At 63.9% G+C, this 12,188-nt stretch carries 10 protein-coding genes; 3 read left to right on the top strand and 7 right to left on the bottom strand.

The features are described from left to right. Window positions 1-138: 138 nt before the first annotated feature. Window positions 139-330 carry a DUF1508 domain-containing protein gene (locus LN996_RS22300; RefSeq protein WP_044569301.1) on the bottom strand — a complete coding sequence of 64 codons (192 nt, stop codon included), beginning with the start codon at window positions 328-330 and terminating at the stop codon, window positions 139-141. Between the two features lie 159 nt (window positions 331-489). Here LN996_RS22300 and nboR point away from each other — a divergent pair, with 159 nt between their 5' ends. Together nboR and LN996_RS22290 are read left to right on the top strand one after the other, a co-directional pair. Then, entirely contained in the window at window positions 490-1,128 is a 639-nt protein-coding gene (gene nboR / locus LN996_RS22295) for a nicotine blue oxidoreductase (RefSeq protein WP_231343265.1), read from the top strand. A 21-nt stretch (window positions 1,129-1,149) separates the two neighbouring features. Further along, window positions 1,150-1,617: a GNAT family N-acetyltransferase gene (locus LN996_RS22290; RefSeq protein ID WP_231343264.1), complete on the top strand. Its 468-nt coding sequence runs from the start codon at window positions 1,150-1,152 to the stop codon at window positions 1,615-1,617. Window positions 1,618-1,674: 57 nt separating this feature from the next. On the opposite strand, the gene LN996_RS22285 is transcribed toward LN996_RS22290, so the two are convergent. From LN996_RS22285 to LN996_RS22265, 5 genes are all read right to left on the bottom strand, one after another. Then, on the bottom strand, window positions 1,675-4,497 hold the full coding sequence (locus tag LN996_RS22285; protein WP_231343263.1) for a molybdopterin-dependent oxidoreductase: 2,823 nt from the start codon (window positions 4,495-4,497) through the stop codon (window positions 1,675-1,677). Further along, the gene (locus LN996_RS22280; protein WP_231343262.1) at window positions 4,487-5,425 is read right to left on the bottom strand and encodes a xanthine dehydrogenase family protein subunit M; all 939 of its coding nucleotides are present in this window, start codon (window positions 5,423-5,425) and stop codon (window positions 4,487-4,489) included. The genes LN996_RS22285 and LN996_RS22280 overlap by 11 nt, the downstream gene beginning before the upstream one ends. Beyond that, on the bottom strand, window positions 5,416-6,720 hold the full coding sequence (locus LN996_RS22275) for an XdhC family protein (protein WP_231343261.1): 1,305 nt from the start codon (window positions 6,718-6,720) through the stop codon (window positions 5,416-5,418). The genes LN996_RS22280 and LN996_RS22275 overlap by 10 nt, the downstream gene beginning before the upstream one ends. 345 nt (window positions 6,721-7,065) lie before the next feature. Beyond that, the gene (locus tag LN996_RS22270; RefSeq protein ID WP_269215890.1) at window positions 7,066-8,622 is read right to left on the bottom strand and encodes an NCS2 family permease; all 1,557 of its coding nucleotides are present in this window, start codon (window positions 8,620-8,622) and stop codon (window positions 7,066-7,068) included. A 15-nt stretch (window positions 8,623-8,637) separates the two neighbouring features. After that, complete coding sequence (locus tag LN996_RS22265) at window positions 8,638-9,132, bottom strand: nucleoside deaminase (protein WP_017200639.1); 495 nt, start codon at window positions 9,130-9,132, stop codon at window positions 8,638-8,640. Window positions 9,133-9,544: 412 nt separating this feature from the next. Between LN996_RS22265 and LN996_RS22260 the strand changes: the two genes are divergently transcribed. Beyond that, window positions 9,545-10,888, top strand: a complete 1,344-nt coding sequence (locus LN996_RS22260; RefSeq protein WP_231343259.1) for an 8-oxoguanine deaminase — start codon at window positions 9,545-9,547, stop codon at window positions 10,886-10,888. Between the two features lie 110 nt (window positions 10,889-10,998). Here LN996_RS22260 and LN996_RS22255 read toward each other — a convergent pair. Beyond that, window positions 10,999-12,188 (bottom strand): hypothetical protein (locus tag LN996_RS22255; protein WP_231343258.1); only part of this gene is annotated, 1,190 nt, incomplete at its 5' end.

Here is a 12,188-nt window from a genome sequence, read left to right as displayed (position 1 = left end):
CCCCCCCCCCCCCCCCCCCCCCCCCCCCCCCCCCGGCCGGCCCCCCCCCCACACACAACAACACCACAAAAAACCGCGCGGGGGGCTCCGCCCCCCCCCCCCCCCCCCCCCCCAACTGTCATTTTGCTGGGTTTCGTACTAGGTGCCCAGGTTCCGCCTGTCGACGACAAAGCCTGTTGCCGCGTTCTCGCGGACTGCGTTGATACCGGCCACAACGGCCTTCAAATTCGGAAACTGTGGCGACACTGCCACAACCGTTCCGTCCTCGGCTGTGAGCCGGAATCGGAATGAGTTGGTACCTGCTTTGAGAATCTCGAAACTACCGGCCATTTTCCCCTGTCCCTCGCGCGTCGCTGCGTATCGAGCTGACTTCATAACTCTCCCCCCGACCCTAACGGCCATTTCAGACCATCAAAAGCCCTACTGATCGGTAATTTACAACCGATATCGGTAGATCTCTTTGAAAGCATTCGAGGAGCTACAGACCGCATGGAACCCCGCGCGTATCGTGAGGATATGACTGACTCCGGCATGGCCCCTGTGACGGGCGTGCTGCTCGCTGCGGGCGCCGGCACGCGCCTGGGCCGTGGCCCCAAGGCGCTGCTCCCCTTCCGTGGGCGCACGCTGGTGGAAGTGTTGGCCGACACCTTGTTCGACGGCGGCTGCCGCGAGGTTGTGGTGGTTCTCGGAGCTGAAGCCGACCACATTCGAAGCGTCACGGATCTGGGCACACATGTGGTGGTCGAGAACGAAAAGTGGGCCAAGGGCATGGCAGGATCGTTCCGTGCGGGCATCGACGCCGCCGCCCCCGGCAACAGCATCATGGTTGCACTGGTGGACCAACCCGGTTTGACCCCGACGGCGGTGAGCAGGCTGCTGGGCAGCCACCGTCCCGGTCGGGTCACCGCAGCCGCCTACCCTGACGAGTCAGGCCACCTGAAGCGTCGGCACCCGGTGATTTTCGACGTCGGGCTTCGCGAACAGGCCGCGGAAGCGGCCAATGGCGACACGGGCGCGCGTTCGTTCCTCAAGGCGCATCCGGGCCTGGTGGACCTGGTGGATTGCAGCGACCTCTGCTCGGGCGCAGACCTGGACACGAAGGATCAGCTGCATCTTCTGGACGGGTAGCAGCGCGGTAAATTAGGGTCCATGATCCGCATCGCACTCGACGATCCCGCACGCCCCGATGTCCACCAGCTCCTCAGCGAACACTTGGCCGACATGTTCGCCACATCGCCCGCGGAAAGCGTGCATGCCTTGGACCACTCGGCGTTGTCGCACGAGTCGATCACGTTTTGGACAGCCCGCGAGGACGGGGTTTTGTTGGGATGCGGTGCGTTGAAGACGCTCTCCAACGGGCATGCAGAGATCAAGTCCATGCGCACCACGGCCAGCGCCCGTGGACGCGGCGTGGCAACCCTGCTGCTTGAGCACATCGTGGCCGAAGCCCGGAGTCGCAGCTTGGAACGCCTCAGCCTGGAAACGGGGACCGAGGATTACTTCGCACCCGCCCGCCGACTGTATGCGCGGCACGGCTTCACCGAGTGCCCGCCGTTTGCCGATTACACCCTGGACCCGAACAGCGTGTTCATGGAGCTCCCCGTCTCACCCAAGTAGGTAGCAGATCAGGCCGTTTTGAGAGCTCAAAACGGCCTGATCTGCGACTCAGTTGGGTTAGACGGGCGCCGTGGTGCGGTCGCGGAGGGCCAGGTAGATCTTGTCCCGCGCGATGGGCAGCTCTCCGAAACGGATGCCGGTTGCGTTGCGGATCGCGTTGGCCAACGCAGGGGCGACGGGGTTGAAGGGGCTCTCGCTCATGGACTTGGCGCCCAGCGGGCCAGTGGAGTCGTTGGTCTTGGCGAAATACACCTCGCTGCGGGGCACGTCCGCGAACGACGGAATATGGTACTGACGCAGGATGTCCGTGGTGACCCGTCCGGCGTCGTCCACTTTCACTTCCTCGTACAGCACCGCACCGAGCGCCTGCGCAATGCCACCCTCAATCTGTCCACGGCACTGTCGCGGGTTCACCACCACACCGGCGTCCGCCGCCTGCACACTCTGCAGGATCCGCAGCTCACCGGTACCCGTATTGACGGCAACGCGGAAGCCATGCACGTTGAATGCCACGGAACGCGGCGTTCCTCCCCAGTTGCCATCGGTGGCGAGCCGGACGCCTTGCAGCCTGGCGGCGTCGACAATTTCGGTCAGCGTCACCCTGCGGTCTCCGCACTCAACGGCTCCGTCCACCAAACGGCAATCCGCCAAGGCCGCTCCCGTCAGCGAAGAGGCGACCGTTTGGATCCGGGTGGCGAGTTCCAGCGCTGCTCCGAGTGTCGCCTTGCCTGCCACCACGGTTCCAGCCGAGCCGAACGCGCCGGTGTCGTGCTCCAAGAGGTCGGTATCGGACTGGCGAACGGTCACCTTGGAAGCTGCTGTCGCCAGCGCAGTGGCAGCCAGCTGCGCATGCACAGTGGTGGTGCCGTTCCCGAATTCCGCAGTACCGACGTCGACGGCGAACCTTCCGTCCGCTTCCAGGCTCACCCGGGTGTGGGCGAAGTGGCCGCGGGGTGGGACGGTGTCGATCATGGAGAGCGCGGAACCTTCGCCAACGACCCATTCGGGGCCAAGGTCATCGAGCCCGGCAGCACGGTAGCGTTCCTTGCCACGATCCAGGGCATCGCGCACCAAGGCCACGCATTGGTCCAGTCCGTAGCTTCCGTAGTGAACGTCTTCCTCGGGCTCCGGCGTAGTGGACAGCATGTGGTCACCGGGCCGGACCATGTTCTTGAGCCGGAACTCCAAGGGATCCATGCCAATGCCAACGGCAAGCTCATCAATGGCCGACTCGATCGCGAAGATCATCTGGCTCAGCCCATAGCCGCGGAAGGCGCCGGCGGGAACGGTGTTGGTGTAGACGGCGTGGGCGTCAACTTTCTTGTTGACGCATTTGTAGACCGCCAGGGACTCGCCGCAGCCATGGAACATGACTCCGGGAGCATGGTTTCCGTAGGCGCCGGTGTTGGTGAGGACGTCCAGCTGCAGCGCAGTGAGGTAGCCGTCCCTGCTGGCACCCGCCTTGAGCTTGATAGTGAACGGGTGACGGGTCGTTGTGGCGGTGAACTGCTCGGTACGGGTGAACTCGAGCTGCACTGGCCGGCGGAGCTTCAGCGCGGCCAAGGCCACCAGGTCCTCGGTGAGGACTTCCTGCTTCCCACCAAAACCACCGCCAACCCTCCCGGCCACAACGCGGACGGTCTCCGGCGGCAGATTGAACAACCGGCTCAACGTCCGCTTCACCAAGAACGGAACCTGGGTGGACGAACGGACAATCAGCCTGCCGTCCTCATCCAACCAAGCGATGGACGCGTGAGTTTCCATGGCCACGTGCTGCACCCGCTGAGTCTGGTAAGTGTGCTCGTGGATGAAGTCGGCGGCCGCGAAGCCATCTGCAACACTGCCTAGCTCGGCATGCACTTCCGCCACCACGTTGTGATGCGGCCTGGAGATCCGGGACGCTTCACCGTCCTTCTCACCGTGAATCGCGGGAGCGCCGGGAAGGATGGCTTCCTGGGGAGTGAACACCGGCGCCAGGAGTTCGTACTGAACAGCCAGCGCGCGGGCACCGGCCTCGGCCGCACCCACCGAATCGGCCACGACGGCCGCAACCCGCTGCCCAATGAAACGGACCACGTTGTCCAGCACGCGGGTGTCGTCGGGGTCATCGGTGAAGTTCTCGTGCTGGGCTGTGGAGAACAATTGCTGCGGTGCGTCCTCGTGCGTGAACACAGCAACGACACCCGGCACGGCCAGTGCCGGAGCCTTGTCGATGGACACAATCCGGGCGTGCGCATGCGGCGAACGCAGGAGCTTCAAATGCAACAAACCAGGGAGCTGCTCCGCTGGAACATCCAGGGCGTACCTGGCAGTTCCGGTCACCACGGCGTTGCTGGCGAGGGCGGGGACGTTGTCGCCGAGCTGGCCGGGAGTGGCTTCCACGGCGGGGGTTCCCGCAGCGCCAGGTGACTGAGCCCCGGAAACATCGGCTCCGGCGTCGTGCTCGTGATCGCTTCCGTGACCACAAACCGCATCCGCGATGGAGCGGTAACCCGTGCAGCGGCAGAGATTGCCCTTGAGGTTTCGGGGCAGGTTGGCACGTTGCTCGTCGTCGAACGTGGCGGCCGTCATCATCATTCCGGCGGTGCAGAATCCGCACTGGAAGCCCTGTCCTTCACTGAACTGTTCCTGCACAGGGTGGAGTTGCCCGTCCTTGGACAGGCCTTCGATGGTGGTGACGGCTTTGCCCTCGGCACGGACGGCCGGGTAGATGCAGCTGTGCACGGGCGTGCCGTCAACGTGGACGGTGCAGGCTCCACAGTCGCCGCCGTCGCAGCCTTTCTTGACGCCGAAGTTGCCCTCTTCGCGGAGGAACGTGCGGAGGCATTGGCCGGGGCGGGGTGTGGCCTGCGAGGCAGTTCCGTTGATCTCAATTGCCATTCGGGGCCTCCTTCTGCTGGGTGTTGGATGGTGCGGGCTGCGTGGATGGCTGGGGCGAGGTGTTGTGTGGCGGCCAGAAATCGCCGGACACGGTCATTGACTCGCCCAGCAGCTCTGCCCGGATCTCCTCGGCCAGCTTGAACGTCATGTCACGGCGCCACGCCGGCAGGCCATGGATGTCGTCGTGGTACAGGGGCCACGGAATGGAATCGCCGACGGCGTCAGCCAACGTCCCGGCGTCGGGAACCTGCCCGGCGGGGAACCGCAGCTGCACTGGCCTTTTGGTGGAGGCGGTCACGGTGATGACCAAGCTGCCGTCGGGGTCGAGCCGGCCGATCAGCAGAACGCCGGAGCGGCCGAGGTTGCTCAGCGACAGCCGCCGGAAGGCGACGCGGGCTGAAAGCGCGTGTGCCGGCAGGTGGATGCTGCGCAGCAACTCCCCCGGCGCCAGGACGGTCTGCATATCTCCCGTCACAAAGTCGCTCACTGGGACGGTGCGGCTGGTGCCGTCCGGGCTGAGGATGGTCCCCACTCCGTCGAGTCCGGCGCACAACGATGTCATGGGCCCGGCCGGCAGGCCGGTGCATAGGTTGCCACCCACGGTGGACATGTTCCAGATCTTGAAGGATGCCACGAAGGAGTCACAACAAGGGCGGATCAGTGCAAGGCCAGGCCATTCGCGGCTTGCTGCCTCGGCGGTCTGCGGCAGGGCGTAGAGCTCGGCCACAGTACACGTAGCTGCAAGCTCGATGCCCGCGCCTGTCACGGTGATTGCGGGCCAGTTGGCTTCTCCGAGATCCAGGAGGCGCTTGAGAACCGTGCTTCCGTAGGAGAAGAGGACGGTACCTCCCGCCAACCAGGCATCGCCGTCCCGCCAAAGTGCCGGATCCGTGGTGGGCACCACGGCCTCGATGGTGTTCATGTCCATGGGTCCTCCTGAGTGAGGGATTGGGGTACTGGGTGAATCGGCGCCGGATGAATGGGGCCCGTGCTGTCCTTGAGGGAGGGGAACCCGCTGGACTTATCGCCGCCGCCGGCTGGGACGGCCGTTACGCGCTCCGCAATGATCTCCGCCGTGATGGAGACCGCTACTTCCGCGGGAGTCACAGCGCCGAGGTTCAACCCGATCGGTGAGTGCAGGCGTTCAAGTGCCTCCGGAGTTGTCCCGGCTTCAAGCAGCGCATCAACTCGTTGACGATGGCTGCGACGGGATCCCATCGCACCGACGTACGCCAGGTTGAAGCGCAAGGCCGTTTCCAGCAGCGGGATGTCGAACTTGGGGTCGTGGGTCAGGACGCACACCACTGTCCGGTTGTCGATGCGGCGTGCTGCTGCCTCGGTTTCCAGGTAGCGATGCGGCCAGTCGGTGACCACCTGATCGGCTCCGGCGAAGCGGCCCTGCTGCGCGAAGGCGGGCCGGGCATCGCAGAGGGTGACGTTGTAGCCGAGAAGTTGTCCGGCGGGGAGCAACGCTGCGCCGAAGTCGTTGGCACCAAAGATGAGCATCCGTGCGGCAGGCAAGCGGCTTTCGACGAACAAGGTGATGGGCTCTGGCTGGGTATCTTCTTCCTGGCTCTCGGCAGCCCACCTGTCGGTAGTGACCCAGCCATCGATGCAGCCCTCCGGCGGTGCGAGCCGGACCAACCCGGCACGTCCACCCTGGAGCAGCGGCTCCACTTGGGCGGCCGCTGCAAAGAGAGTGGCAGGGTGGTCGCCCACCAGCTTGGCCAGCTCCTCAGATTCCATGGCGCGGAACCGCACAGGATCGTTGACGACAACTACTCCTCCACCGGCACCGAGCCTGCGGATAAGTGCCATGGAGGCTGGGGCTTCCGCGTTGTGTGCTGTGGAGGATCGGCCTTGGAAGGATGAAAGCCCAGTAAAAACAGAAAGCTCCGCAGAGCCGGCTCCCAGTGGCTGGATGTGGACTTCCAGCTCACCCCCGCAGGTGAGTCCGACGGCGAACGCGTCCTCGGCACTGTAGCCGAACGACTCCAGGCGCGGGCCGCCGTCGCGCATTGCTTCCAGCGCCGCCTCCACGACGGCGCCTTCGACGCAACCTCCGGACAAGCTACCCAGGATTTCGCCGTGTTCGGAAACCAACATGGAGGTCCCCATGGGCCGTGGCACGGAGCCACCAGTCCCTACGATCGTGGCCACGGCACACAGTTGGCCAGAGACCGCAGGCCGCCAGCTGCCCAAAGAAGGCATCAGATCCAGCATGGCAACACATCCTTATTCCAGGTGTCCCAACCGGGTGGCCCGGCCGGAGCAGTGCGCGATCTTGCCTCATATTCTCATTTCCAGAGGTTGTTGAGGGGAAGTCGCGGCTAAGTCAGTAAGAGTTCAATGGGTAAGAGTTCATAGGAACGGGGGCAAGGGCTTCATCTCCCTGCCCCCGTTCCCTGACGGAGCGTCGGTGCCCGTCCCTGAATCATCAGGGCCGCCGCCCGCCGTCGTGCCTGTTTGAAAGGGACGACGACGGCGGACGCCTATTCGTGCGGTGGGTTCCGACGGACCGTCGATCGGAGTGCCGGATGACCCGCCGGCACGGGGTGGGGCTCCGGGTCAGACACCCATCAGGGCGTTGATTGGGCCGCGGGCGAAGTAGATGATGAAGCCTGCCGTGACCACCCACATGAGCGGGTGGACCTTCCTGGCCTTGCCCGACGCCGCGCTGATCACCGCGAAGGAGATGAAGCCGACGCCGATGCCGTTGGCGATGGAGTAGGTCAACGGCATGGTCACGATGGTCAGGAACGCAGGGAGTGCGATGGAGAACTTGGTGAACTTGATCTCCCGGATCTGGGCCATCATCATTGCGCCCACCACCACCAGTGCTGCAGCAGCTACTTCCAGCGGCACCACCGAGGTGAGCGGGGTGAAGAACATCGAGCCCAGGAACAGGAGGCCGGTGACCACGGAGGCCAGGCCGGTGCGTGCGCCCTCACCGATGCCGGCTGCGGAGTCGATGTACACCGTGTTGGACGAACCGGAGGTTGCGCCACCCACCACTGCGCCCATGCCTTCAACGATGAAGGCCGACTTCAGCTTGGGGAACGTGCCGTCCTTGTGTGCCACGCCTGCGCTCTTGGCCAGGCCCGTCATGGTGCCCATGGCGTCGAAGAAGTTGGTGAACACCAGGGTGAAGACCAGCATCGTCGCGGCCAATCCGCCGATCCGGGCGAACGAACCGAAGAGATCGAACTGGCCCACCAGGCTCAGGTCCGGGACCGAAACGAGTTGGCTCGACAGGATGGGGACGTTGAGGTGCCAGCCACCGGGGTTGTCGGCGCTGCCGGGACCGATGTGGAACACTGCCTCGACAACTGCGGCGAGGACGGTGGTGGCGACGATGCCGATCAGCAGGCCGCCCTGGATCTTGCGTGCCACGAGGATGCCCATGGTCAGCAGTCCGACGATAAAGACGAGGGTGGGGATGGAGGTGATGGAGCCGTTGTCTCCGAGCTGGACCGGCGGGCCGCCCGTGGTGGCGCGAACAAAACCTGAGTCGACGAAGCCGATGAAGGCAATGAACAAGCCGATGCCCACGGTGATGGCAGCCTTAAGTTCCTTGGGGACTGCCTTGAAGATCGCCGTTCTGGCACCGGTGGCGCCGAAGAGGACAATCAGGATGCCGTTGATGACCACCAGGCCCATGGCTTCTGGCCACGTGACTTCCTGGATCACCGCGACGGCGAGGAAGGAGTTGATGCCCAGGCCGGCAGCAAGGCCGAAAGGCAGGTTGGCCACGAGGCCGAAAACGATGGTCATGACGCCGGCGGTGAGGCCCGTAACGGCACCCACCTGCGCTGCGGAAAGCCAGCCGCCCGCGACATCAACCGGAGCGTTGTCCGCCGAGAAGCCACCCAGGATGAGCGGGTTCAGGATGACGATGTACGCCATGGTGAAGAAGGTGACCAGGCCGCCGCGGAATTCACGGGCCAACGTGGAGCCACGCTTGGAGATCTGGAAGAACTTGTCCAGGAAGGAATTCGACACCGGGGGCTTCTTGTTGCCATCTGCCAGGCCGGTTGCCGTGTGCTTTGCCGCTGTGGGCTCTGCGCCGTCTCCTTGGGGAAAGAGCGCAGCCTGCTTCTCAGCGGAATTATCCAGGATTGTCATGTCAGCCACCGGGCCCTAGTAGTCAATCCTGGAATCAAGCGTGTTCCATGTGTTGAACGGCTGGAGGGCCGCCGGAGCCTGGGGGTCGCCCAGTTCCAGCTTGGCTACCGGCATCAGCGCGTCCCGGTTATCGTTCTCGAAGTACTCGTAGAAGACGGCGTCGTCGAAGCCGACGGATGCGGCGTCGTGACGGTCTGCGGCAAAGAACACGCGGTCAACGCGTGCCCAGAGTGCGGAGGCCAGGCACATGGGGCATGGCTCGCAGCTGGTGTAGAGGGTTGCACCGCTCAGATCGAAGGTTCCCAGTTCGCGGCAGGCGTTACGGATGGCCGTGACTTCTGCATGTGCGGTGGGATCGTTCGTGGCGGTAACGCGGTTGACGCCTTCGAAGGCTCGTCCGTCCGCGGTGACAATGACGGCGCCGAAGGGGCCACCACTGTTGAGGACATTGGCTGTTGCCAGCTCAATGGATGTGGCCAGGAATTGCTCGGCCGTGACGGTTGTACTCATGTTGCGACTTCCTTAGTGCTGAGGAAGCCAGGTGACCTGTTTGGGGGCGCTACAGAGAAGAGCTCCAGTTAGCTTGGTTACCAGGCTTCAGCATGTGCGATGAAGGTTAAGTTGCGCCTGGTAGATAGCTTCCCGAGGTCCGGGTGCCCGCCTTTGGCAGTTAGAGCGTAGCACCGGGTTTGTGAGCCGCGCCATAGTTTTTTGAAAATTTAATTTCGTAATGCGAAATTACATTTACCTGCTGGATGCTGGCCGAATGTGACTGTGGGCGCCCGGCGGGCGTTGACTGCCGCCGTCGAGCATTCTACGCTTTTCGGACTGGGCCGCGTTCTGACGGCCCGGCAACCTGGATCAGCAGACAGGGCCTAACTGAGCTGGAACGCGTACACGCCGACCAGACAAGGAACCTGTTATGACCCGTCTTTGGATCAAGAATCCGCTGGGAATTTTCACCGCAAACGACCTCGACGCCGGTGGCGGCCTGGTGGTTTCCGACGGGAAAATCGTAGAGCTGGTACCTTCGGGCGGGCAGCCCTCTTCTCCCGCCACCGTTTTTGACGCCTCCTCCCACGTGGTTCTCCCCGGGCTCATCAATACGCACCACCACTTCTACCAAACCCTCACCCGCGCCTGGGGACCCGTGGCCAACGCTCCCCTGTTCCCCTGGCTGCAGAACCTGTACCCCGTGTGGGCACGGTTGACGCCCCGCAGCCTCGAGCTTGCCGTGCAGGTTGCGCTGGCCGAATTGCTGCTTTCCGGCTGCACCACCGCTGCCGACCACCACTACCTCTTCCCCGACGGCATGGAAGACGCCATCGATATCGAGGTGGCGGCCGTGCGCTCCATGGGAATGCGGGCCACCTTGACCCGCGGGTCCATGACGTTGGGAGAGGACGACGGCGGGCTGCCGCCCAGGACCACGGTCCAGTCGCCTGAGGCGATTCTGGCGGACAGTGAACGGCTCATCCGCGAGTACCACGAAACCGGTGATGGGGCTGTTGTTCAGATCGCGCTTGCCCCGTGCTCACCGTTCTCGGTGACCAAGGAAATCATGGCCGAGAGCGCCGCCATGGCCGAACGCTTCGACGTCCGGCTGCACACCCACCTTGCCGAAACCATCGACGAGGAAGACTTCTGCAAATCCATGTTCGGGCTGCGGACCGTGGACTACCTGGAGTCCGTGGGCTGGTTGGGAAACCGTACCTGGCTGGGTCACGGGATCCACTTCAACGACGAGGAGATCGCCAGACTCGGAGCCGCGGGCACCGCCGTCGCGCATTGCCCCACCTCCAACATGCGCCTGGCCTCCGGGACCGCCCGCGTCCTGGAACTTGAAGCAGCGGGAGTTCCCGTGGGGCTGGGAGTGGACGGATCGGCGTCGAACGATGCTTCGAACATGATCCTCGAGGCACGGCAGGCACTGTATCTGCAGCGACTCCGCTACGGCGCTTCCGTTCCCGTGGAGCGTGCCCTGGGCTGGGCAACGCGTGGGTCGGCTGCGGTTTTGGGTCGCTCCGACATCGGGCAGCTGGCACCCGGGCTCCAGGCGGACCTGGCCCTGTTCAAGCCTGACGAGCTGCGCTTCTCCGGCAGCCACGACCCCGTCGCTGCGTTGTTGCTGTGCGGTGCGGACCGTGCCGACCGCGTAATGGTGGGCGGGCAGTGGCGCGTGGTTGACGGTGCGATTCCGGGCTTGGACGTGGCCGGACTCATCGCTGAGCACTCGGCGGCGGCGCGGAAGTTGGTAGCGGGGTAGCTTCCGCTTGCTCTGCGCGCGAAATCGCCGGAACGCTTCCATTTCGCAGGGAACGTTCCGGCGATTTCGCGGCTTTGCAGCGACTTCGTTGCCGGCGGCCGAGACGCTTCCTAGATCATGATCTTGTAAATGTGATGCGTGTACTCGTTGGCGAACGAGTCCGTGAACTTTCCGTTTCGGACAGGGATACTGCGGTTCTCGCCCACCACTTCCACCTGCGAGCCAGTGATCCCGGCAGGAAGGGTGAACGTCTTCGCACCGGTCGCCCCGTTCACACCGATGCCGGCGAAGAGGTAGGCGCTGCCGTCCTTGGCTTTGAGCATCGTGTCCGTACCCGTGGCGCCCGCGTTCCACACATAGCTTTGCGTATTGAGGACAGGAGCGAGGGCTTGGATACCAGCGAGTGCGGCTTTGATCTTCGCCTTGCGATCAGCCGGCGCCTGGACCAGTGAATACGTCCCGAACCCTGCCTGGCCGTTGTTGTTGTGCTGGAAAATGCTGATCCCGCGTGCCTCGTGGATGATGCCGGACCACATAGCTCCCTCCATCTGTTCGGGCGTGATGGTGCGGTCATTGGAGGCATTCAGGAACGGTTTAGCCGACTCAACGAAAATCCAGTTCGGATGGATGCCAGGTGCCGACTGGAACTTCCGCATCTGGTCAATCTGCCAACCATAGGCCGCCGATGTCGCCGTCTTTGCGCCCTGCGGCCACGCCGGGGTCCGGTTCAACTCGTCCTGCAGATCCGCCCGCGTGTACATGTAGTTATCCACGGATGCCGCGTCAACGGTGGCCATGAAGTCGTCCATCAGCCCCGGTGCCCAATAAGTGCCCAGGATGCCCTTGGAGTAGTTCGCGAAAGCAAACCTAGCGTCGTTGAATCCCCGGATCTGGGCCACTTTGTTCTGCATCTGTTGAAGGTTCTGCGCGTAGGTTGAGCCGTTGCAGCCCAGCCCGAGCATGTCGCACTCGTCGTACGTGTCCCAACCGACCACACCAGGGTTACTGCCCACTTCGGTGCGGGACCATTCCGTGCCGGCGATGACCAGCATTCCCGTATTCGTAATGGACGCCATCGTGGAGCCATCATGTTCGGCGTTCTGATAAACGTTGACCCCAATGTCCTTCAACTGGGTGGCGTGCTCAGGTTTGCCGTAATACACGCTGACCGGGAACAGGTTGGGGTTGTTGAGCTTCGCTGCGCCAGGGAACTTTGCCCAGTAAGCAGGGCCTCCATCCCACGGAACCCGCGCCAGGTTGGCGAGGCTCCCCGTGCCCGGGGTGGGGGTTGGGGTTGCCG

Source organism: Arthrobacter sp. AK01 (assembly GCF_021109375.1).
GTDB lineage: Bacteria > Actinomycetota > Actinomycetes > Actinomycetales > Micrococcaceae > Arthrobacter.
The sequence above is the reverse complement of the archived record's forward strand: the minus strand, read 5'-3'. Positions and strand labels throughout refer to the sequence as shown.

Bases quoted from the DNA above. Each gene is read 5' to 3' on its own strand.
- LN996_RS22280 (WP_231343262.1), bottom strand. From the start codon at position 5,425: ATGGACATGAACACCATCGAGGCCGTGGTGCCCACCACGGATCCGGCA.
- nboR (WP_231343265.1), top strand. From the start codon at position 490: ATGGAACCCCGCGCGTATCGTGAGGATATGACTGACTCCGGCATGGCC.
- LN996_RS22285 (WP_231343263.1), bottom strand. From the start codon at position 4,497: ATGGCAATTGAGATCAACGGAACTGCCTCGCAGGCCACACCCCGCCCC.
- LN996_RS22265 (WP_017200639.1), bottom strand. From the start codon at position 9,132: ATGAGTACAACCGTCACGGCCGAGCAATTCCTGGCCACATCCATTGAG.
- LN996_RS22300 (WP_044569301.1), bottom strand. From the start codon at position 330: ATGGCCGGTAGTTTCGAGATTCTCAAAGCAGGTACCAACTCATTCCGA.
- LN996_RS22260 (WP_231343259.1), top strand. From the start codon at position 9,545: ATGACCCGTCTTTGGATCAAGAATCCGCTGGGAATTTTCACCGCAAAC.
- LN996_RS22270 (WP_269215890.1), bottom strand. From the start codon at position 8,622: ATGACAATCCTGGATAATTCCGCTGAGAAGCAGGCTGCGCTCTTTCCC.
- LN996_RS22275 (WP_231343261.1), bottom strand. From the start codon at position 6,720: ATGCTGGATCTGATGCCTTCTTTGGGCAGCTGGCGGCCTGCGGTCTCT.
- LN996_RS22290 (WP_231343264.1), top strand. From the start codon at position 1,150: ATGATCCGCATCGCACTCGACGATCCCGCACGCCCCGATGTCCACCAG.